We start from the raw sequence: 23422 nt of genomic DNA, 5'->3' as shown, positions 1-23422 counted from the left end.
TATTGAGTGATTTACAAAAACAAAAAGCTATCTCTAAGAATTATTTGCAGAGTATTTATCTCAGTAAATAAATTCAATAATCAGGTTTGGCATTTGCTGCAACAGGAATATTCAATGCGTGCAGGCGTTGTTGTTGAACTACGCATTAGCCCCCTAATGGGTAACGTCTGTATACATTCCTGTTCACTTCAGCAGCAAATGGTAGAGTGGGAGTTTGAAAGCTGACTGATATGCTTCCTCCCACTCTCTTTTTATCGAAACAGAATTCAGGAGTCAGAATTCTTCTTTAAAAGTTAGTATCTTGTAAAAACTCAAGAATCGTTTTATTCAACACCGCAGAAGCCCCAGTTGAGGCATCATGACAGCAGTTAGATAAAATCTGTAATTTTGAATTGGGGATATGTTGATGTAATTTTTTACCATGACTAGCAGGAAACCAACTATCTTGCTCACCCCACAAAACTAGTGTGGGACACTTAATTGCACTCAGGTTATTTTGAATTTTGGTGAGCATATTGGGCTTATTTGCTTGCCAATTCTCAATTTCTCGCGCGGCTATTTGTAACTCTTCGGCAACTTTTGCGATCGTACCAGGCAATTCAGTAAACGGGTAAGTTATCCAATAGATATCTTCCTGCGTTAAAATTGAGGGATCGAATAATACTCTACGTCTTTCTATTGCCATAACTTCTCTAAATAGAGGTGCAAACAAATATGTCAGACGTAAAGAATCAATTGTTTGCATTATTTCTAAAGGCATTTGGGCAAGCAACCACATAGACCAATGGGGTAGCTGTTCGGCAAAAACAGGTACGTTTACTACTATAAGCCGTCCGATTAACTGCGGGTTTTCTTGAGCAAGAGCAAGGGCAACTAATCCCCCTAGAGATTCGGCCACAATGACTGCGGGTTCATTACATAATGCCTGAATAATTCTTTGAAACTCAATAACTTGATGACCGTTGTGTTCTTTACGAGACAATGGTTTTTCAGAAAAACCAAAACCTTTGGCATCAAAACAAATTACTCGGTAATATTTAGATAATGCTGCTACGCTGTGCCGCCAATTGTAGCTCCAACTCCCCATACCATGTAATAAAATTAGCGGTTTACCTCTACCTTTTTCGCCATAAGCAATTTGTACGGGATACCCTTTAGCATCACTAATAACTAAACTTTGCCGCCCTTTGGGAAAAGTAGCTTGCCACCAATCTTTCATTCTTTTATCAATAAACAATTTAACCGCCTGTAAAAACGCTCCACAGGATTCTAATTAAGATCACAGGCAATGCTACTAAGACAATGGAGATGAGCAATAATCCAGCCAAAACGGCAAAGATAAACCATCTGTCTGCACTCTTTTGCTCGCTAGGAAACTTTAAGTATTCTTCCAAGAGCTTGATATTATTAGTGTTAGCTCTCCAGGCAAAATCAAAAAAGTCTCCCAAAACTGGGACAGCACCTACCAAGCCATCAATGATTACATTCAAAACCATTTTACCTAGAGTGGCTCTAGATACGCCTAGCCGTGCTGCTTCTAGAATGATGTAGCTAGAAAACATTATTCCCAAAAAATCACCACCAATCGGTATGAGTCCTAAAATTGGATCTAAACCAAAACCAATCTTTGTGCCAGGAATGGTAATAACATTATCCAGCAGCCGACTTAGCTGACGCAGGCGCTTCAAGGTGGGTGCTTTGGCATCAGGTTCAATCATCGGAAATCGAGGAGGAGAATCAGGCATGGAGGCGATCGCTAACTTTGTATTGAATCGTTAGATATTTTACTCCCCTACTGAGCTTTTGCAATCATTTTCTCAGGGATTTACGAATTAATATTTTACTTTCGATTGCGGCTGGGCTTTTAAGCGCATATCTTCGCCGACAGTCACGTTTAACTGATCGCCGATTAACAGAACAGCAGCACTCATTGACAGCCAGAGCATTAAAACTATCACTGCTCCTACAGCACCATATACTTTATTATAATTGCCAAAATTCGCCACATACAGCCGAAATAAGGCAGACAACATTGCCCAAAAAACAGCTGCTAAAATTGCTCCAGGCATCATTGGCGTGCCTGAGTTCCACTGGCTTGGGCCATAGCGATAGACAAAGCCAAAGGCGACAGCAACAATACTTAAAGCTAAAGGCCAGCGTAACAGTAGCCAAAGATGCAACAAAAAGATCAAAGAACTATTTTCACGCACTACTATTCCCAAAAGCCAATCGCTAGTAAACACTGAGAAAGAAGCCAAGACTAAAAGCAACATAGTACCGACTGTTAATCCCAGAGAGACAAGCTTGGCTTTCCAAAAGGGACGGATGTTTTCTGAGGGAATTTGATGGATTTGATCGAGGGCTGTCATTGCGGTACTCACCGCCCCAGAAGCAGTCCAAATTGCTAATACAAAGCTTAGAGAAAATAAACCACTGTTTTTGGAGTTAGTAATTTCTGTGGTAGCAAAATCACGAATCAGCTCCAGGGCTTGTTCAGGTAAGATTTGACTTAGTTGTGCCGCCAGTTGTTTAAAGGTGTTTTGTAAAGATTCTGCCAATAAGCCAATGGCTGTGATGATAGCAAGAATTGCTGGAAACAGCGATAGCATGGCATTAAAGGCGATTTCCGAGGCGAGTCCAAAAAGTCGCCTTTCGATTGTTCGGGAAAAAGTTTTTTTAATCGTGCGCCAATTGAGGTGGCCAAAGAAGCGAAAAAAACGAAGCTTTGGCATAATTTAGAGTTAAAACTGGTTGGGTTGATTAACTACTGTGCTAAATTTTGCGTAGCGATCGCATCTATCTTTCTACCGCAAGAATACCGAGTCAAGAGTTTCTAACTAATGACCATTGACCAATGACTAATGACTAATGACTATTAATGTATGAATCAAGATTTAACACAACAGTGGTTGACAGAAATCCAGGTAATCAAAGAGCAGATGGCACAGCTGCAACACGAGCGCGATACAGCTTGGGAAAGTGCCCAAAAATGGCGTCAGCTTTACAATACAGAAGCAGAACAACGCCGTACAGATACTCAACTTTCCCAACAGACGATCGCCTCCCTCAAGGCAGAACTGCATAAACTCCAAGGTTTTGAAATAGAAACACTAGCTGCTGGGACACCAGTAGCTATCCAACAAGAAATAGAACAGCTAAAATCTGTGGAAGACTTGCAAGCTAAACTGATCGCCGCAATTAAAGAACGCGATCGCCTCTTGCAAGCTTTGAAAACTGAGCAAGACAACCATACCCAAAGCCGCAATAGCCTTACTACTGCCTTGGGTGATGCTATTGATAGCTTGACGCAAGAGCGAGCAGGAGCAGCGAGAAAGGGGGAGTAGGGGAGCAGGGGAGCATAAGGGAGAAATAACCAATGCCCAATGCCCAATGCCCAATGCTTTAAAATCCCATTGCCTTGGCTACTGCGCCCAGTTCTGCTGCGATACCTTGTTGAAATTGACTTTGATTGTGTTTAATGGCTGTATCTGGGTCTTTTAGTCCATTGCCTGTGAGGACACAAACCACTGTCGCACCTGTGGGAACTTGGTCTTTTACCTGTAACAACCCGGCTACAGAAGCGGCGCTAGCAGGTTCGCAGAAGATACCTTCTGATGCTGCCAAAAGTCGATAAGCGTCGAGAATTTCGGCATCGGTAACGGCGTGGAAATTCCCCTGACTGGCGGTTTGGGCTGCGATCGCTAACTCCCAACTTGCAGGATTGCCAATGCGAATTGCTGTCGCTAGGGTTTCGGGATGCGCCACTGGCTGACCGTGTACTAAAGGGGCTGCTCCTGCGGCTTGGAATCCCATCATCCGGGGTAGGCGCTCGCACTTTCTGGCTTGATGATATTGACAAAATCCCATCCAATATGCTGTGATATTCCCCGCATTTCCCACAGGAATACACAACCAGTCTGGTGCGTCACCCAATGCATCGACAATTTCAAAGGCTGCTGTTTTTTGTCCTTCTAACCTGTAGGGATTGACCGAATTCACCAAAGTGATCGGATAGCTTTCGGCCATCTCGCGGACAATTTCTAGGGCTTGGTCAAAATTACCTTTAATTGCCAATACTTCTGCGCCATATAGTAATGCTTGAGCTAACTTGCCCAGTGCCACATAACCGTCGGGAATCAGTACAAAGGCATTCATGCCTCCCCGTCTAGCATAAGCGGCGGCGGCGGCTGAGGTATTGCCCGTGCTAGCACAAATTACTGCTTTTGCCCCTGCTTCCTTGGCCTTGGAAATTGCCATAGTCATTCCCCGGTCTTTGAAGCTGCCGGTGGGATTGAGACCGTCATATTTTACAAAAACCCGTACTTGTCTGCCAATGCGTTCTGCGATCGCTGGCGCTGGTATTAGAGGTGTATTGCCCTCCAATAGAGTCACAATCGGGGTTTTTTCGCTGACAGGCAAGTATTCGCGATAGGCTTCTATCAGTCCGGGCCAGGGTTGGCGATGAGATGTAGCAACAGACAGGCTCAAAGTCACGGGATTTAAAATTTCTTAATGTAAGGATTGGATATTTAGAAAGGGTGGGATCGGGAAGCGCAAAATCGGAAAGAGGAAGAAAGTAGATTTTTCGTTACCAGTTGCCTATTCAGAGTTCCCTAATCCAAAATAATCTTGTTAAGAATATTATTTTTTGTGGTGCAGGCGTTTCACTTGCTATTTTTATTTAGAACGTTAATTTATCATAAACCGCCACGGCGACCTTCGGTTCAACAAATTACCTTAGAGGAGAATGACGAGATGAAAAATCATCTGTAAATCTATAGGACTCTTATTTTATTTTTTAACAAGACTGAGTACGTATTTATCCTATTGTTTATTCCCTCTTCTCTGTCTATAGAAGTAAATTTAGAAATCAAGCCTAATTCCCATATCAGACTTATGTCATAACTCTCTGAAACTCTTATTTATCCGTGTTTAAAGTTGCGTTTAGTGAATTATTTTATTCAAACTTATCTATGTATTTTCACACCCTATACGTTTCAGTGAAGATAGGAAAATACTTAAGAGGCTGTCTCTTTTTGATGTTAGCCTTCCACCTCCCTTTCTACGAGAGATTGCACCAAATGCAAGTGCTTCGCCCTAGGTTTTTTCATGATTTAGCATAATTCTTGATATAGTCTACATATAATTTCTTGCGTAAATTCCCTAAAAACGGCGATAATCATTAGTACAACCATAATTGACAGACTATAAATTAACTACTCCTAAGTACCGTCCAGCGGAAGGAAGCTTTACACACTTGAGTCAGTGTTTTTTTGGAACACAGCGATTATAATCACCGTCTTTTATGATTGAACGCAAAATCCATTAGAGTAATTGATTGAAAATATACAATAATGTAATAAAGCTTAAAAGAGCATTATTATAATATTTCTAATGGTGTGAGTTAAATAGTGGATTTAATTAGCGATGCCTACTTATTTATCTAGTGTTTCCGATGGCGAGTCCCAGACTGCCTGGGTCAGTAAGTTAACCAAGTCTTATTATCAAGACGATCAGCAAGCTAAATTGATGCATTTACAAGCAGAGGTAGACTCTCTGTTGCAGCAATTGGAAAATCTGAAGCACCAACGTTTAGCCGAAACCAACCAAAAAGAAGAATAAGTCAGTCTTCTAGATAGCGATTAGATAGCGATGTCTACGACGGGCTATTCGGCGTCGCTTTTCTCCTCTTTAATTTAAATTTGAGTAAAGGGGAAATTTGAGTCAGGGGTGCGTTATTCAAAGCGCTGATTTTTCTCTGACCAGCGCCTCAAACTGTAGTTATGAGCATTTTCTACCAGTAAAGCTAAGGATTGCACCCCTGAAAGCTTGGCGATCGCAGACAGTCTTTGTAAGTAATTTCCTGTAAAATCAGTGTAAATAACTTTATTTACATCAGACAAAATTATAGTCCGGTCGCGTCGCTGCTCTGTGTTTTCTCTTGGAATTTCAGGTGTGCCCTGATTCAAGGATGCTATTGCTTCTGGTGAAATAGTCAGGATTATTTCTGGTTGAGCATTATTTGTTAAATCAATCACTTGAACGGGCCAATCACCCAATTTTTCCTGCATCTGTTCAAAGCTAGGAATAGCACCAACCGGAAATTCACCGGATTGCTGCAAAGATTGCCACAAACTCGATAACATTATCTTCACCCCTTGGGGATTTTGTTGATGCAGTTCTCGTAAAGTAATGGGAGATGGTTGCACCCATTCCAATGCTGCATTTGTCAAAGCTAAAGGTTTGGGTTGGAGAACATCGTTTGGATTATCTGGAATTTTGGGGCCAGCAGCTAATAGGCGCAAAACTTTACCCCGTAGTTGCACCGCTTTGATAGCGGCTATAGTAATTTTTTGTTCTCCATTTGGCAACCAGACTACAATCTGGATTTCCGGGTCAGAAGTGATTCCCAAAGTTTTCCAGAAAAATTTGGCGGCGTCAGTTTTCGGTGGGTTGAAATTATCAAAGGGGAAATTTAGCCAGCGTTTCCCGTCATTAAATGCACTCACCTCCACCTGATACCAAACTTGGTTATCCGTAAGTTTCAAATCTGCTGGGGAATTTGGTTGCAGCCATTCGGTATTAGTAACTTGAGTGATTGGTTGCACCGTACCAACAATCTGACTAGGGTGAGTAGAGGATATTTGCGATGTACCCTTACCATTGAGTCTTGCCAACAGACCTTGAATATAGTCAAGATTCTCTTTTGTAATTTTTGGTTGCGCCTTTAACCAAGAATTAGCATGTCCTTCTCCTCGCTGAACTGCTAAAATCAACGCGAACCAAGCTTGCACCTCTCGTCTATTTGGGTTTACCTGCAACGCTGCCACTGTGCGATTCCACAACCGTTTTTCATCAGCTTTGAGTAAAGTGGCAATTTCTTGGGCATTATGTGGCGAGGTTTCAAACACCTGTAAAGCTTTCTCCCAGCGACCATCAATCAAATCTGCCAGCACTTCTTGACTAGGACTTGCCCAAATTTTCTGGGCTTGAATTTTAGTAAGTTGAGAATGCAAGCGAATCAAATCCATTTGTGCTTGCGCCGTTTCTGGTAAAACTCCTTTGTGCTGTTTCTTGATAAATTTCAACCATTCAAAAGCTGGTGTCCACAATCCACTACGGGCAATTGACAAGGCACTTTGGTATCCAGAATCCTTGAAGGTCGATGATTGGAGGCTAATCGCCTCCAATTGAATTGGTTTGAGGAATAACTTCAGAGGTTTGACTTGGTAAACCTGTAAATGCGGTTCTAAACCTACTGTTTGATCGATAACTAACTCTTTTGTACCATCACCAGTTACCTGCTGCCATTTCGGCAATTGTCCGTTAGGACTAGTCCAAGACAACATTTGTAGTAAGTTTGTGCGTTCTGGATTGTAGTATACGACGTAACCGTAGCGGATCGTATCAGTTGCTTGTTGGCGTTTACCCCGCAAATCAAACCAAACCCCTGATGATGGTGTCTTACCTTCAAAGCGTTGCACTTCAGTTAAAGGTAGGGAAATACTGATATCCTGGGGTTCTGAAGTTCCATCAAGCAAAGAAGAAATCACAAAGGATTCATCTGGGCCAGTTACAGATAATTGAGTCGTTAAATAGTAGTAATTTTCTGACTGAGATTTAAACTCTAACTCTTCTGAGCGTTCGTAAACCCTGAGTTCCACCAGTTCTTTACAATCAGATTGACAATTAGCACGTTGTTGCAAAACTGGTAGTAAAAATGAGGTTTTCACATCTTGATTTAAAGGCAGAGTTTCCCCAAATATTTGGTTTTTTTTACTCAAATCCAGTTGAATTTGTTTGAGAGTTTGGGGGCGTTCGTGTTTACCAAGGGGAATTTGTGCCCATGCAGGTAAAATTTTATTTAGCCAGCTTACTTCGTCTGGATTGAAGATGAAGAGAACACTAATCCAGGCAAAAGCCATAATTAGACTAGCACTACTTAAGATAATTGCGTAGCTTGCCGCCGTAGGCATCGCTAATATTGATGACAACCAACTTCCTCGTTTTAGCTTTTTCTGGGGTTTTTTAGCGACGCGTTTCATCGCACCAGCAGGAGGTTGATTTAGTTTAGAGGCTTTTGGCTTCAGCTTGCGTGAACGATTTGCCATAGATTGGGGATTAGGGATTAGGGATTAGGGATTGGGGATTGGGGATTAGGGATTGGGTATTAAGAAAACTCTTTCCTAATCCCCAGTACCTAGTCCCCAGTACCCAGTCCCCAGTAACCAGTCCCCAATACCCAATACCCTGTTATACTCGCCCTTTCAAAAGTTGCCCAGAAGCATTAAGTCTAATTTGGGACAAAATCCGTAAATGTCCCCATGTGAACCCTAGATAATCGCGAATACACTCTTCACTTAAGTATGTGAGCAGAGTGTAAAAAATTGAAAGGTAGACTTATTAGCCGCAGTTATCGCAAAACCTGGATGCTCGCATCGTTACTAATTGCGGGAGTAAATGGAGTTGCACAAAAAGCATTAGCACAAGAGTACATCAATCCAGAAACTACTCAGGAGATAGGAGTCAAGGACGATAATATTATTCCCTCATCCCCCTCCCTCTCTCCAAAAGAACCGATGGCGCAAGTTACATCGGTATCTCAACTCAAGGACGTACAACCCAACGATTGGGCATTCCAAGCCTTGCAGTCTTTAGTAGAACGTTATGGTTGTATAGCCGGCTATCCAGATAGCAGCTATCGCGGTAATCGCGCCTTAACTCGATATGAATTTGCTGCGGGTGTAAACGCTTGTTTAGATAGAGTCAACGAATTAATCACTACAGCCACCAGTGATTTAGTTACTCGTGAAGATTTAGCAATATTACAAAAATTGCAGTTAGAATTTGCCCCTGAATTAGCAACTTTGCGGGGTCGTGTCGATAATTTAGAAGCCAAAACTGCTGAAATCGAAGCCAACCAATTCTCAACAACAACTAAACTCAGTGGACTACTGATAGTTGGCATTCAAGGACGGACTAATAATCGTGGTGATGTTAATCCTAGAGATGGACAAAAAGATACAGATGATAGAGGGACAAATATTGATGTTATATCCTTGGCGCAACTGTATTTAACTAGTCAAATCACTCCTAGCAGTTACTTGTTTACAGGTCTTTTAGATGGTAACGGTACTAGTGGCCCTAGATTTACCAATAGTGTTTCTCGGAATGATGTTTTACTTGGCTACGAATTTCCTACAGATAATTTGATTGTAAGTGACCTCAATTTTCATTGGCTGGTGACAGATAAATTAGCAGTAATGGTAGGAACAGAGGGCGTAAGTATGCCAGCTGCTTTCCGAGGCCCCAATCGGGTAGAAAGTGCTGCAACAGGGCCATTATCTTATTTTGCCCAAAGAAACCCAATTTTAAATATGGGATATGGTCACGGTGGTATAGCTATTGATTGGCAATTTGCTAAACGCGCTAGTTTGCAAGCAATTTATACTAGTTATCAACCAGGAAATCCTGGTAAAGGTAGCGGTTTATTTGATGGAACCACTACAACAGGTGTACAATTACTGCTGACACCAACCGATACTCTAGATTTAAGTTTATATTACGTTAATAATTACGCTTCAGATGGTTGTTTGCTAACCTTTGTTGGTGATGAATGCTTAACTACAGTTAATACCACTACTGGAAAATCAGCACCGCTACAAACTAACGCTGTGGGTGCGACTCTCACTTGGCAAATTTCTCCCCGTATTAGTGCAGGCGCGTGGGGTGGTTATACTAAATCTTATATTCCTGGGCAATCAGGAAGTGTAGAAACGACAAATTATATGGTGTTTCTGAATTTCCCTGATTTATTGAAGAAAGGAAATTTAGGAGGAATTTATGTCGGTCAACCTCCTAAAATCACTAGTAGTGACTTACCTGTAGGAAATAATGTCCCTGATTTTATCAATACAGGTTTAGGACGAGCAGGTGGACAACCAGGCACAACTACTCAAATTGAGGCATTTTATCGTTTTCAATTAACAGATAATATCAGCATTACACCAGGAATAATTCATCTTATCCAGCCTGGTAATACACCAGATAGTGACTCAGTTACTATCGGCATTTTGCGGAGTACTTTTAGTTTTTAATTTCAGTTTCACATAATAAGAAGCTTCTGCGGCTTATCATGGTATTAACAGTTATTTCCTATTCCACAATTGTCCTTGAGTTTTTCTAAACTTCAATCTATTATTTATAACCTCACCAGTTCAATTTTTATTTTCCTGACTCACCCTGATTTCTACTTTTCCTCTGCTAGAGTGACAAAATAGGGTTAAGCGATCGCCTAAAGAGTCGCAATAAGCGGGAGAGTTCGTCAGGTATTGCTAAAACTTATTTTTTTGTAATAAATTTTAGTAAAAACTTATATTTTTTGACATTTACTATATCAATCTTTAAATTTAAATCTTGTTTTATTACCTCTTTGTAGAGAAAAAGAATTGTATTTAAAGCCTGATAGTGAGTAGAAGCAGCAACTTTTTGGTTGACTAATCCGTTAAAAATGCATCTATTTCGGCACTTACTCTGCCCTTGGATGGCGTTGATTATGAAAGAAAACATAGCCTTGAATCTAGTCAAAATCCCGAAAAATATTGATATTTATGATTAAAATGCCTTAAAATGCCTGTAAACATTTTTCTGTTTGGATAGCTGAGTTTAATATACGAAAAGTTTTCGCATAATAAATAGTTAGATGGCTGAGGTTACTGATGAGGGTGTAGCTGCAATGTTATTTGTAGAGCAAGCAGCGCTAATTGGGCTTACTTGGTTGTAAAGTACCTACATTCCATTATAGTTATATAAACCTATGCCACTATTCTAAAAATGCCTAATTTTTTGAGTAAATGTGCCTACAAACTTGATTTTTCGATAATATGTTTAAGCTCTTTAGTATAAATTTTATTAGGTAGAATAGGTACATAAACTGTAATACATACGTCTTATCTTTGTTCAAGAATGATTTTCGGGTTGTTGATTTTATGCATAAAAACTTGAATGCACTCTAAAAATAAATTCCTAATGGAAAAAAGGTAATGACAAGCATCAAAGATAAGAAGTATTCTAACAATTTTTATAGCAAAACACTGAGAGCTTTAAATGATTTGTCACAAAGCTTAATTTCAGCCTCTGCTGATGAATTGATTCAAGTCCTTCCTGAGAAAGTTTGTGATCTTTTGTCTGTTCCGATATGCATTATCTGGAACAAAGAACAGAATAAGCCAAAGTTTAAAGTGATTGCTACTTATGGAGAAGTGGATGATAAGTACAAGAGAATTGAGATGGATTTGGGACATCCAGGAGTACAGTATATTTTTAATAGAGATAAAGTCTTGTCTTTGCTCAATGTAAATGAAGCAACTTTTAGGTTGGCTGATATTGATGAACTCAACAAAAGACAGTGGATCTCTTTTCTAACTATTCCATTAAAGATTGAAACAAGAATTGTTGGGATTATTGATGTATTTACAAAAGACACTCGACAGTTCAATAAGCAGGAAAAAGATTTATTTAAGATACTGGCAAATTTTGCTTCTTTATGTATTCAAAAAAAAGAATTTATCGAAGACAAAAAGGAAATTTTTGACGATAGGGAAAAACTTCAGAATCTGACAGCTATTATGCTTGAGATGACAGCGACTTCTGAAACTGATCAAGTTTGGAGCCTATTAAGAAAAGGAGCATTGAAGCTGGTAGGCTCGAAGCCACGAATATGGATTGGTCGTTTAAACCATCAGAATGGCAAACTGGAGTCAGTAGAGGAAAATAATACTTCAGAGATTGAATTTGGCACAGGTATTGCTAGCAAAGCACTCATCGAAGGAAAACCAATTATAGCTAATGATGTTCTGAGTGATGAATGGTCAAAAACTTATCATCGACATTGGCCAGATACACGATCTCAGATATCTGTTCCTATATTAATAGATAAAGTGCCAATTAGAGAAAATTTAGACGTCAAAGCAGGTTCTAAGTGGATTGGCATATTAAACATTGAAAGTTCAAAAGTTAATAATTTTCCTGAGATATATCAAGAGCGTCTCTTATTATTAGCACGACATACAGCTTTACGCCTTGAAAGAATTGATTTTTATAATAAATTGGTAACTATTCGAGAAATTGAAAGGGAAATTACTAAAGCTCAAAATTTTGATGAAATTATAAAAATTGTCGTCAAAGGTATTACTGAAATTCTTGAATTCACTTGGGTTAATATTTCTCTAATTAATTCCGATCGAACTAGTATTATATCTCATTCTATATTTGGGCTTCCAAAAGATCAAAAAGAAGATTTTCAAAAAATGGCATTACATAATCTAGATAGTAACGATATTCAAGCCAATATTATACGAAATAAACAAATTAAAGTACCTGATAACGATGATCCAGGACTAGATCAAGAAATATTTAAGAAGTTTGGACATAAGGATCTTATCAGAGTCTTCATTCCAATGATTGAGCCTTTAAATAACTTAGTTATAGGGACTGTTGAAGCTGGTTACAAAAGAGAATATAGACAGTATATTTATGAGCAAGACGTTCAAATACTGAAGGGGTTTGTTGAACATGCAGTTCATGCTATTGAACGTAGAAAATCAGGGCTGATTGACAGAATTACCCATGAGCTAAAATCTCCAGTTGTAGGTATAAGAAGCCATGCTAGCTTTCTTCAGAGACGCTTCAGTGATATAAATTTAGCTCCTAGTACTATTGCAATAAAATTTGAAGATATACTAACTGATTGTGATTTACTTCTTTATCAAATTAGACAAATTGAATACTTTTTGGGTAGGAGTTACTCCGAAAAGCCTAAATTTGAATCAGTTATTGTTTTTCGAGATATTGTTGTTAAAACAGTTAACCAGCTTAAACCTATTTTAAATGAGTATGGTTTACATGTAAAGGGTGTAAGATATGAATTTGGTGAAGCTGCGAGAATGGCAATATTCACAGATAAGGTGATGCTAAATCAAGTAATTTATAATCTCTTGATAAATGCAATTAAATATGCTGAAAAAGATCCAGAGCAATTCAAAATATTATTAGAAGCAAGTGAGTATAAAGAAAACCTTATGATTAAATTCAAAGATTGGGGAATTGGAGTTGCGGAAGAGGATGCAGATAAGATATTTGAAGAAGGATTTCGCTCTTTGGACGCAATTAAGAAAGTAGGAGGATCAGGATTAGGATTAAGCATTTCTATAGCGATTATCCAGCAATTAGGAGGAAGTTTAAGGTTAGTCAATAACTCTAAACCAACTGAGTTTCATTTGATTCTACCAAAAATATTTAAGGATGCTCCAAATGATTCTTTTCATTGATGATGAAAAAAGAAGAATGGATAGTTATGTTCAGGATTTAGTTTTGTCTGGACACAAGGTTGAATTTAAGTCCGATGTAGACTCTGCTTTAGAATTTTTCGCCGAGAACCGGACACAAATCAAACTTCTTATCTTAGACATTATGATGCCAACGGGAAAGAGTTTTGATGAGACTCAGACAGATTATGGTTTAAGAACAGGGATTGCCTTCTATCACAATATAAGAGAACAAAATCCTTCTCTGCCAATCATAATATTTACTAATGTCTCTGACGAAAAGTTAGCAGAGAAAATCAGTAGAGGTAGCAATGTTTTGTTTTTTCAAAAAGATAATTTTCTCCCTTTTGAGCTTGAAAAAGAAGTCAGAAAGATACTAAATATTCAATAAATAAGGACTGACACACGGACGATAATTTTACGTCATTACGAACGATGCAAAGTAATCGTCAACGCTTGGTTTTTCGTCAGAAGTACGTAAGTCCTATAAGTATAACATTATCAGTTAGTAAAAATTAAGTTGAAAAGGAAAATTAAAAAATGGGAACTCTGAGTATGTTTATTGAAGGTGTCAGCAATTTTAAAAGAGAATCAAAAAATCAGCTTCAGAAAATTCAATCGGATCTTGAAGCAAGTGGAAATAAAAGTTTAATTAAACAAGTTGAGTTGGAGCCAGTTAAAAAAATTGAATCAATTGGAGAATTAAGCAAAGGTATTAGCCCTCAACTCAGTGATTTTGAGCCTTTGGAAAAAAATATCAGCGATATTGAAGAAAATATTAGCGATATTGAAGAAACAGTTGAAAAAATAAAGGATCTTGTCAGTGATTTTGAGCCTTTCAAAAAAAATATCAGCGTTCTTGAAGAAATGGTTGAAAAAATAAAGGATCTTGGACAACTTCCTCCTGACGGCGAACAAAAAGATTTGATATATAGAATTGGGACATTAGTAGAATCGAATATCCAATCATTTGAAAAATTAAGTAATAAGATTGACTTCAGCAATAATGAAAAACTCATTGGTGAGTTGCATGATTTACGCAATAAGGGTGAAAGAATCTGGAGATTAACACTTCTCATAACCCCTACTGATGAGCAGGAATTTCAGGCTGCTATTATGTGGACAGCTGAACAGGGAGGAGAAGTAGAGTTAGATAAACTACAGAAATTAAAAGGAAATTTACCCTATAATTCTCCCCAAATTCAGCACTTACTTAAGTATGCTCGCCAAAGAATTGAAGAAAGACTTTGGGGGAAGGAGGGAAAATACCGAGTTTTATGCTCTAAAAATGAGCTAGAACGTTTTCAAAACGTCCGAATTGTTAAGAGCTATCCAGCATTCACAATTATTTCAGCTTCGATGGTGGCGATTAATAATATCAAGCCGTTCTTTCCTGTAGAGCGATTGAAGTTTTCTGAAGGATCTAACCCTAGCCCCGGATATTCCAATATGAGAGATCAAGTAGTGCGGTTTAAGAATCCAGTCCTCGAAAGCTGGAAGCAAAAAATAGAAGAGATAGGTGCAAAGATTTTGCAGCCTTTAAGCCGACTAGAAATTGTCGTGTCTGTTCCCAGTGAAGATATTATTAACCACATCAGGAGCTTTGAGGAAGTTTCTCAAGTCACACCCTATGTCCCGAAAATTCGTGTTCAACCCCAATATCTTCAAAATCTAGGTCAATCAGCTACAAAAGAGGCGATCGCAACAGCTAGATTAAAAGCAGCCCAAAACCGTCCTAGTTCTCAAAATCGAGGCACTCCTCTTCCAGGTATCTTAATTGCCAATTTTTTTATTCAAGAAGATCGCGATCTTGCTGCTCAAAATTTAGAGTCTCAAGGAATTCGCGTTGCCGATCAACCTGGAACAACTAAGCTGGTACTCGATCTTAGTTCAGATAATAATGCAATAGATTCCCTGAAAATCATTGCTAATCAAATAGGATTAAAATCCTTAGAAGAAAAAGTCATCCCAAAATTGTTCAACGAAGAAGCTTGTCATGTAATTGCCAAAGGTATTATACCCTCTAATCCTAGGCCAACGCTTGGTTTGACTGGAAAAGGAGAGATAATTGCTATTGCCGATACAGGATTAGATACAGGAGAATCTGAAACACTTCATCTTGATTTTCGTGAAAGAGTTAATTGGATTAATAGTTACCCAATACAATCATCTCTAAATTCCTATATTCTCAATCCTGGAGCTGACGACGGAGCATCTGATACATATTCAGGACATGGAACTCACGTAGCTGGGACTGCATTGGGAAACGGAGAGCAAGCAAAAAAGTTAGGGATTTCTTCTATTCCTGCTGGTATGGCTACAGATGCTCAATTGATTTTCCAAGCAATTGAGCAAACACCCAAGTGGAATCTTGAAGGTCAACTCTTATGGCTAAATTTCTATCATCAGAATCCCCCTAAGTCTGGGTTATTCGGTATTCCTGACGACCTCAAACAACTATTTGAGGATGCTTATGAGAAAGGTGCAAGAATTCATTCAAATTCATGGGGTGGGGGCGAACCAGGAAGCTATGATAACAGATGTAACGATCTGGATCTATTTGTTTGGGAACACAAAAATTTTTTGGTGCTGGTAGCTGCTGGAAATGATGGCAAACATCGTTCTTCAGGTACACCAGCAATAGAACAAGGAAGTGTTAGTTCTCCAGGAACAGCTAAAAATTGTTTGACTGTTGGAGCATCTGAAAATAATCGTAGTGGACAATTTTCTGATGCTTATGGCAATTGGTGGCCAGACGATTTTCCTCATCTTCCCTTCAAATCTGATGGCATGGTTGATTCAATAGACGATATTGCAGCTTTTAGTAGCCGTGGGCCATGTCAAAATGGTCGCCGACACCCTGATGTAATTGCTCCTGGTACATTTATCCTGTCGACTCGATCCTCTCAGATTGCCAGCAATCATTTTGCTTGGGGAGCTTATCCTTCTGCTAAAGAGCATTACATGTACATGGGAGGAACCTCAATGGCAACTCCTATGGTCGCTGGATGTGCAGCATTGGTGAGGCAATATCTGCGAGAGAGGCATCAGCCGTCTATTATTAATCCAAGCGCTGCTCTAATCAAAGCTGCACTAATTCATTCTGCAACTTATATTAACTACCGCTTTGCCCATCCATCGTCTCAACCTTTCGCTGATAATGAGCAAGGGTGGGGAAGGATCAAGCTGCAACAAGTTTTAAATCCAGCAGAACCGACGCAAGTACTTTTTATTGATGAAGCGAATGGTCTAAAAACAGGTGAGAAAGCTGAGTATAAGCTACAAATTTCTGATAGTCAGGTTCCCTTAAAAGTAACTCTTGTTTACACTGACTACCCAGGAGAAGATTTAATTAATAATTTAAACTTAATTCTCTACCGTCCTACCAGCAAATATCTCCTTGGTAATGATTTTGAAGGTGAGGGCATACCAGATACAGTTAATAACGTAGAAGGGATTATTGTTGAAACTCCTGAGATTGGTGAGTGGAGAATTGAGGTTATTGCTGAGGTTCAACAGGAGCAACAAGATTATGCTTTGGTGATCTCTGGTGGAGGATTGTTGAGAATCTAATGTGAATTTAAACGATCTCTGTACAGACTCCTCTTATTTTGAGTTCTAGAGTAGGTCAGTCAAAAGCTAAAAATTCCCAGGAATTTTTTTATAGTTGCTGTTAAAGTCATTTACAAAAGTTTTCGATATACTGAATTTTAAACCAATAAAAATAAGCCTGCCATTAGCGGCAAGCCTAAATGTATTCATTTGCTAAATCAAAGTAGATGTTTTCAGGATTAACCACCAGCAACAGCAGGAACAATACTGACTTCATCACCATCTTTCAAGGCTGTGTTAATACCATCTAAATGGCGAATATCTTCGCTATCAACGTAAAAATTTACAAACCGACGTAGTTTGCCTTCTTCATCGCACAACCGAGATTTAATACCAGGAAAGCTTTGTTCTAAGGAGTCCAACAATTCAGCAATGGTGCTACCGTTGGATTCTAAACTAGCTTGATTATTAGTCAAATTCTGAAGAGTTGTAGGAACTAAAACTGTTACAGCCATAGAAGTACAAAGTGAAGAGTTAAAAGTGAGGAGTATAATTTAAGAGTTAGGTAGTCATGAATAAAAAACTCATAACTCATAACTCCTAACTAAACGAGAACTTGTTGCCATTCCAAGCGATCGAGAGTACGCGATCGCTCTAACGCACGTTCAAAACTATCGAGTTTCGCATCAATAGTCAAGGGTTCACCAACGTAGCCTTGGACTGCTTCTTGGGTTTTCAAACCATTGCCTGTGATGTAAATCACGGTAGTTTCATCTGGATCGATTTTGCCAGCTTCTACCAGTTTTTTCAGCACGGCCACGGTTGTACCACCAGCCGTTTCTGTGAAGATGCCTTCGGTTTCTGCCAGCAACTTGATGCCATCAATAATTTCGGCATCATTGACTGATTCAATGTTACCACCAGTTTTCTGAGCTAGCTCCACAGCATAAATACCGTCTGCTGGATTGCCTATTGCTAGCGATTTCGCAATTGTATTCGGTTTAACTGGTTTAATAAAGTCGCGTCCTTCTTTGAAGGCTTGGGCGATGGGCGAACAACCTTCAGCTTGAGCACCACTGAAACGGACGCTCTTGTTTTCTACTAAACCAACTTCGACAAATTCTTGGAACCCTTTATAAATTTTTGTAAAGAGTGAACCAGATGCCAAAGGAGCAACTACATGATCGGGTAATTCCCATCCTAGTTGTTCCGCAACTTCAAAACCTAGCGTCTTAGAACCTTCAGAGTAATAAGGACGCAGATTAATATTGACAAAACCCCAGCCATGTGTGTTTGCAACTTCCGAACAGAGACGATTGACTTGATCGTAGTTGCCTTTGACGGCCATGAGGGTGGGACTGTAAATCAAGCTACCGAGAATTTTACCGGCTTCTAAATCTGCGGGGATGAACACACAGCAGTCTAAACCGGCATGAGCTGCGATCGCAGCTGTAGAATTTGCTAAATTACCAGTGCTAGCGCAAGAAACAGTAGTGAAACCTAACTCCCGCGCTCTGGATAGAGCGACTGACACCACCCGATCCTTAAAGCTCAGGGTGGGCATATTCACGGCATCATTTTTTATATAAAGCTTATTTAGACCCAGGCGACGGGCAAGACGGTGAGAACGAACTAGGGGAGTCATACCAGTTCCCACATCTATAACATTGTCAGTTGCGACAGGCAAAAAGGGGCGGTAGCGCCAAATTGAATTAGGCCCAGCTTGAATTGTTTCACGAGTGACAGTCAGACGTAGGGCGTTGTAGTCATATTTAACTTCTAAAGGGCCAAAACATAACTCACAAACATTACTGGCTTTGAGTTCATATTCTGCACCACATTCTTTACACTTCAAGGCTTGAAAGTAGGCAGTGCTGGTTTGGGTTTGGGTTTGGGTTTTGATTGCCTGAGTCATAAACTAGCTTTCCCTGTTTGTCTGTCACTTGTCGCCTGATATTAACACGAGCAAAAATACCAGTCAAACATACCCGACTAAAAATATCGGATATGTCTGGTATTGATAGGATTGATTCTTGTAAAACTTTAATACTAGTAATCTCCATTTATAGTATTTACACGTACATTGTTAATGTTATGAAAAAATAAAATGGCTTTCATTATCCAGCATTAACACTGAAAAATACTATGATAAAATTGCATTTTTTTGTGATAAAATTGCATTTGTTGAAATTGCTATCCTATTTAAGCGATCTAGAACGCTTAGTTAATTTTCAATTTTTTTTATCTAAATGACTCTCCAGGGCAGTATATATTTCTGATAACAAAGACTCAAAAACATTTTTATATATAAGTTTTAGTGTTTTTAGCATCTGAATCAAGCCACTAAAATTGCTATGTGTGTTGCCAAAATAAAGTTAATTTTTCAGCTTTGATGCACTCATTCATAGCTCAAGAAGTTACTTATTTATACGGAAGATTTTTTTTGCTTTAAAAGCTACATTGCTATTTACATCTCTAACTAAGCAAAATACAGTAATAAATTACACATATTTGCGATTGCCAGTCTTGATTCTCAAGGGTAAGCGTAAAACCACTAGACAAGTTATTTCTGGTTATTGTCTCAATATAATTTCCCAGGAGTGTCAATAATTTAACTCCTTAAATATGCATTCCCAAAACTTTAACGTTTTGGGCAGCCATAATCGGTAATTCTTTAAAGGGAATTGCCGAACTTTATCCTGTTTCAAAATCCGAGATACAAGTTCAGCAAACAAACTACTTATATGGTAAATCGAAATCAATCCGTAAATAAGCAGCGTAAACTTTACCAATTTCTAGTAGCAACAGCATTATTAACTGGTAGCCTTTTCCAATTTCTCGCACCCGTATTAGCTGACGGAACGACTGCGGGTACATCTATCAGTAACACTGCAACAGCAACCTACGAAGATCCTAACAGTCCAGGGACAACTATAAATGCCACTTCTAACACTGTCGTTGTCACTGTAGCAGAGGTTGCTGGAATCACCGTTACAGGGTCTGGAGTTACAGATAACAATGGCGGTAATGTTGCAGTTGGCGACTTACTAATCTACACCTACACCTTAACCAACGTAGGTAATGACCCCACCAAATTCCACATTCCCAACCAAGCGACAACAACTGGGCCGGGTACAGTTTCGGGCACATTACCAAATGGTGGTACAGTTAATAGCCTGCAATATAGCACTGATGGTGGTCAAACTTGGATAAACGTTCCTCAAGGTGGCGTAGACACACCTTCTATTCCGGTTAACGGTACTGTGTTAGTACGTGTGCCAGTAACTGTACAAGCTGGCGCTCAAACCAATGATGTCATTACCGTTACTCTTGGTAATACTCCAGGTGATGCCCAAAACCAACTGCGGAGTCCTGATGGTGGTGACGTATTCACCGTAGATAACCCCGATGGTAGTACTGGTGAGGTATCTGGCACACCAGTTAATGGTACACGGGAAGCTAGCGCCACCGAGCAAATTAAGGTTGGTTTAACGGTGAAGACCTATGCTTTAGCCACCATTCTGAAGATTCGCAGTGGTTATAACAATGCTGGCACAACTGCGATTACAGATGATAAATTGACCTACGATTTGAGTTTGCGAGTTGAGTCCAACGATCCCACAGGACAGGGAATTACACCCTCAGCTTTGACGGGTACAAGCATCAATGTTAATGGTGCTGCTGGTACTTATATCTTGGTTTCTGATGCAATTCCTGCGGGTACAGATTTAGCAGTAGCACCAACTGCACCTCCTGGTTGGCAAACTGTCTACACCACTAATCCAGTTACAACTAATGCTAATACAGCTAGTTGGACTACGACAGCACCAGCCTCTTTGGCCTCAGTCACTCGCGTTGGTTTTATCAATAATCCAGCGACTATTACTTCCATCGCTCCTGGTACAACGGTAAATGGCTTCTCGATTCAGCTAGCTGTTGAATCAACTGCATCTTCACCCTTAACCGTCGCTAATATCGCTCAATTGTTTGGTCAAACACCCAGTAGCAATTTCCCAGTATACGACGAATCTGGCGACCAAAACCCCAGCAACTACAACGGTTCCCCAGGCAGTATGACTCCTCCTCTGGGTACTGATAGCAATGGTGATGGTATTCCCGATACTCTACCACCCGGCAACGTTGATGATGGCTATATTAATACTCCAGCATCTCCAGAAACTGGAACTGACGCAGGTAATAACAACACTGGTACTGGTACAGGTGGTGAGGCGAACGTTTTCACGGTGCAAGCACCTGTTGCTTCAGCGTTACTCAACGGGCCGCAAAATGCCCCAGATGCTACTGGGCCATCAGGTGGAACCAACGATGATTTCACTAACAAATCTTCTCTCGTTCCTGCTGGTACAGCACCTGGTAGTACACTCGATCCTCAATCAGTTGGTTTCACCAATACAGTTAAGAACAGTGGTACTGACTCAGGTGTTTTGAAGCTAGAGCCAACGCCACCAGCAATTCCAGGAGATTTACCGAATAATACGAAGGTAACTATTACTTATAATAGTCAGTCTGCTGTCTATACATACAATAACGGAGCGTTTGCATTAACTGCTGGTACAGCAATTACAATCCCCAACGTTGCTCCTGGTGCAAGTGTCAACTATGGTGTAGAAGTTGATTTACCTCCAGGTACGCAGTTATCCACTGATATTAATAAAGGCTTTCCAGTACCCATCATTGCTTCGATTGACAACTATACGACGGATACTAATGGTGATGGAATTAAGGATACTGGGAACGATAATATCTTTGATTCAACCAACACTACTATCGATCGCGTGTACACTGGCTTCCTAAAACTGCTGAAACAGTCACGAGTTTTACAAGGAACTGGGCCTGTAGTTCAGGGGAATGATGGCACATTCAGTATCGATCCGAAGAAGCCTGCACCAGGAAACATTATTGAGTATCAAATTCAGTACACAAATATTTCCGATCCTCAATCTGGAACTGGGAATGTGATTTTGAATGCTAACAAAGTTGTAATTACTGAAGATGGTACGAAACTCCCAAATAACTGGGCATTAGACAACGATGCCAGCGGTCAAATTGATACTAGCAACATTGTTGGTTCAGCTAAGGATTCCGGGACTGCAACCATTCAATTTTTCAGTGGTAATCCAGCTACTAACTCTGGTATTGACCAGACTGGAACTACGGCAAACACTGATGTTGCTAAGTACATAGATACTGTCACTGGCACGATCGCACCGGGTATTCAAAGAACATTTACCTTCCAGCGCAAGGTGAACTAATTCGTTGAGATTGGGGACTTTGAAGTTTGCAGACTCTGGTACAGAAGAGTCTGCGAACCATTTGACCTTATCCCCAACCCCAAACAGCAAGCAAATAGGAGAGTGACTTTTTCTTAGCAAAAGCTGGGAAAGATAAGTCAACAATTCACATTCTGAAAGTTTTTTGAGGTTATTTATATGAAGCGTGTTTCTCTTGCAGGTTTAGGAGCATTCGCTCTCATTACTACTACAGTTCCATTTTTCGGACAAATTCCGGGAATCGCAAATGTATGGCATTCAGAAAGTGCTGTTGCTCAGAATATCAAAACTCAAGGGCAAATTCAATTGCGTTTAGAAGCAGAAAAGCAAGTGGTGGCACAAGATCAACAGGGTAAGCAAAGCCAGAAATGGGAACCTTTGAAAGGTCAAGTTGTGGTGCGACCAGGAGATGTATTGCGATATACCTTGAGTGGCGAAAATCAGAGCGATCGCCCAGTGAAAAATTTGATTTTTAATCAACCTATTCCTAAAGGAATGGTCTACGTGCTGAATTCTACCAATGTCGCCAAAAATGCCAAAGTTATTTACAGCATTGATGGTGGGCGTAGCTTTGTTGAAAATCCTACGGTTAAAGTTACTCTTCCTGGCGGCAAAGTGGAAACAAAACCAGCACCAGCTATTGCTTACACTCATATCCGTTTGCAGATTCCATCACTTGCAGCGAAGACAACAGTCAAGGCAACTTATCAAACCCAAGTGCGCTGATTAACACGCCGCCTTGCTGACTCGGAAAAGAACTGCAATCAAGAATATTTTCAGATTCCACTGGAAACGAGATTTTTAAAGGGTTTTAGCTTAACTAGATTTCCCCAAATAAATAAGTGCTTTTATTAACAACAAACTTGACATTTCAGAGGAGATGTGTTAGGTGAACCGTCCTCAAAACCAAAAGCAAATTACTTCTAGCGGTAGCTGGTGGCGACGGTTAACAGCTACTGTTCTTCTGGGAAGTTTTTTGCATACTACTATATCTATGCCAGCGATCGCGCAACAGACTAACAATCTGGTTGCGTCTGTGCCATTAATAAATCAAGCTACTTATACTTATACAGATTCTGCTAGCAACGATCAATATCAAGGAAGTTCTGAGCAAATTAATGTTAGTCCTATCCCCTTACTCGATCCATTAGGACGGATTTTAGGTTGCGCTGGGACAATTTTACCTGACTATACAGGTTGGGTGAACGAAAAAAGGTGTGGGGAAGAAAAAACGAGTTAGCGTACTATTTACGC

At 39.8% G+C, this 23422-nt stretch carries 16 protein-coding genes; 9 read left to right on the top strand and 7 right to left on the bottom strand.

Annotated features, from left to right (window positions below; translation table 11 throughout):
* Nucleotides 1-286 precede the first annotated feature (286 nt).
* From RMY64_RS32010 to RMY64_RS32000, 3 genes are all read right to left on the bottom strand, one after another.
* Nucleotides 287-1219, bottom strand: coding sequence for an alpha/beta hydrolase (locus tag RMY64_RS32010; protein ID WP_322702135.1), 933 nt, complete (start codon nt 1217-1219; stop codon nt 287-289).
* Between the two features lie 19 nt (nt 1220-1238).
* Entirely contained in the window at nt 1239-1745 is a 507-nt protein-coding gene (locus RMY64_RS32005) for a DUF4112 domain-containing protein (protein ID WP_322702134.1), read from the bottom strand.
* A gap of 87 nt (nt 1746-1832) precedes the next feature.
* The gene (locus RMY64_RS32000) at nt 1833-2732 is read right to left on the bottom strand and encodes a YihY/virulence factor BrkB family protein (protein WP_322702133.1); all 900 of its coding nucleotides are present in this window, start codon (nt 2730-2732) and stop codon (nt 1833-1835) included.
* Nucleotides 2733-2882: 150 nt separating this feature from the next.
* Here RMY64_RS32000 and RMY64_RS31995 point away from each other — a divergent pair, with 150 nt between their 5' ends.
* Nucleotides 2883-3344 (top strand): hypothetical protein, encoded by a 462-nt coding sequence (locus RMY64_RS31995; RefSeq protein ID WP_322702132.1) that lies wholly within the window; start codon nt 2883-2885, stop codon nt 3342-3344.
* 58 nt (nt 3345-3402) lie between these two features.
* Here RMY64_RS31995 and thrC (RMY64_RS31990) read toward each other — a convergent pair whose 3' ends face one another.
* Complete coding sequence (gene thrC, locus RMY64_RS31990) at nt 3403-4494, bottom strand: threonine synthase (RefSeq protein ID WP_322702131.1); 1092 nt, start codon at nt 4492-4494, stop codon at nt 3403-3405.
* 933 nt (nt 4495-5427) lie between these two features.
* Between thrC (RMY64_RS31990) and RMY64_RS31985 the strand changes: the two genes are divergently transcribed.
* The gene (locus tag RMY64_RS31985; protein ID WP_322672856.1) at nt 5428-5622 is read left to right on the top strand and encodes a hypothetical protein; all 195 of its coding nucleotides are present in this window, start codon (nt 5428-5430) and stop codon (nt 5620-5622) included.
* Nucleotides 5623-5735: 113 nt separating this feature from the next.
* On the opposite strand, the gene RMY64_RS31980 is transcribed toward RMY64_RS31985, so the two are convergent.
* A complete protein-coding gene (locus RMY64_RS31980; protein ID WP_322672857.1) occupies nt 5736-8111 on the bottom strand; it encodes a hypothetical protein in 2376 nt (791 codons plus the stop codon).
* A 318-nt stretch (nt 8112-8429) separates the two neighbouring features.
* Between RMY64_RS31980 and RMY64_RS31975 the strand changes: the two genes are divergently transcribed.
* The 4 genes from RMY64_RS31975 to RMY64_RS31960 all read left to right on the top strand — a co-directional run bounded on the left by RMY64_RS31975 (nt 8430) and on the right by RMY64_RS31960 (nt 16898).
* A complete protein-coding gene (locus tag RMY64_RS31975) occupies nt 8430-10097 on the top strand; it encodes an iron uptake porin (protein WP_322702130.1) in 1668 nt (555 codons plus the stop codon).
* A 945-nt stretch (nt 10098-11042) separates the two neighbouring features.
* Nucleotides 11043-13328, top strand: coding sequence for a GAF domain-containing sensor histidine kinase (locus tag RMY64_RS31970; RefSeq protein ID WP_322672859.1), 2286 nt, complete (start codon nt 11043-11045; stop codon nt 13326-13328).
* Nucleotides 13312-13716 (top strand): response regulator, encoded by a 405-nt coding sequence (locus RMY64_RS31965; protein ID WP_322672860.1) that lies wholly within the window; start codon nt 13312-13314, stop codon nt 13714-13716. The genes RMY64_RS31970 and RMY64_RS31965 overlap by 17 nt, the downstream gene beginning before the upstream one ends.
* 149 nt (nt 13717-13865) lie before the next feature.
* Nucleotides 13866-16898 carry a S8 family serine peptidase gene (locus RMY64_RS31960; protein WP_322672861.1) on the top strand — a complete coding sequence of 1011 codons (3033 nt, stop codon included), beginning with the start codon at nt 13866-13868 and terminating at the stop codon, nt 16896-16898.
* 218 nt (nt 16899-17116) lie between these two features.
* Here RMY64_RS31960 and RMY64_RS31955 read toward each other — a convergent pair whose 3' ends face one another.
* Nucleotides 17117-17392: a ubiquitin-like small modifier protein 1 gene (locus RMY64_RS31955; RefSeq protein WP_322672862.1), complete on the bottom strand. Its 276-nt coding sequence runs from the start codon at nt 17390-17392 to the stop codon at nt 17117-17119.
* 89 nt (nt 17393-17481) lie between these two features.
* A complete protein-coding gene (thrC, locus tag RMY64_RS31950) occupies nt 17482-18792 on the bottom strand; it encodes a threonine synthase (RefSeq protein WP_322672863.1) in 1311 nt (436 codons plus the stop codon).
* 829 nt (nt 18793-19621) lie between these two features.
* On the opposite strand from thrC (RMY64_RS31950), the gene RMY64_RS31945 reads away from it, so the two are divergent.
* The 3 genes from RMY64_RS31945 to RMY64_RS31935 all read left to right on the top strand — a co-directional run bounded on the left by RMY64_RS31945 (nt 19622) and on the right by RMY64_RS31935 (nt 23408).
* Nucleotides 19622-22150: a hypothetical protein gene (locus tag RMY64_RS31945; RefSeq protein ID WP_322672864.1), complete on the top strand. Its 2529-nt coding sequence runs from the start codon at nt 19622-19624 to the stop codon at nt 22148-22150.
* Between the two features lie 177 nt (nt 22151-22327).
* Nucleotides 22328-22894, top strand: coding sequence for a hypothetical protein (locus RMY64_RS31940; protein WP_322672865.1), 567 nt, complete (start codon nt 22328-22330; stop codon nt 22892-22894).
* Between the two features lie 163 nt (nt 22895-23057).
* Complete coding sequence (locus tag RMY64_RS31935; protein WP_322702129.1) at nt 23058-23408, top strand: hypothetical protein; 351 nt, start codon at nt 23058-23060, stop codon at nt 23406-23408.
* The last annotated feature ends 14 nt before the right edge of the window (nt 23409-23422 follow it).

Source organism: Nostoc sp. DedQUE08 (genome assembly GCF_034530895.1).
Lineage (GTDB): Bacteria > Cyanobacteriota > Cyanobacteriia > Cyanobacteriales > Nostocaceae > Nostoc.
This window is presented reverse-complemented; position numbering and strand designations above follow the sequence as displayed.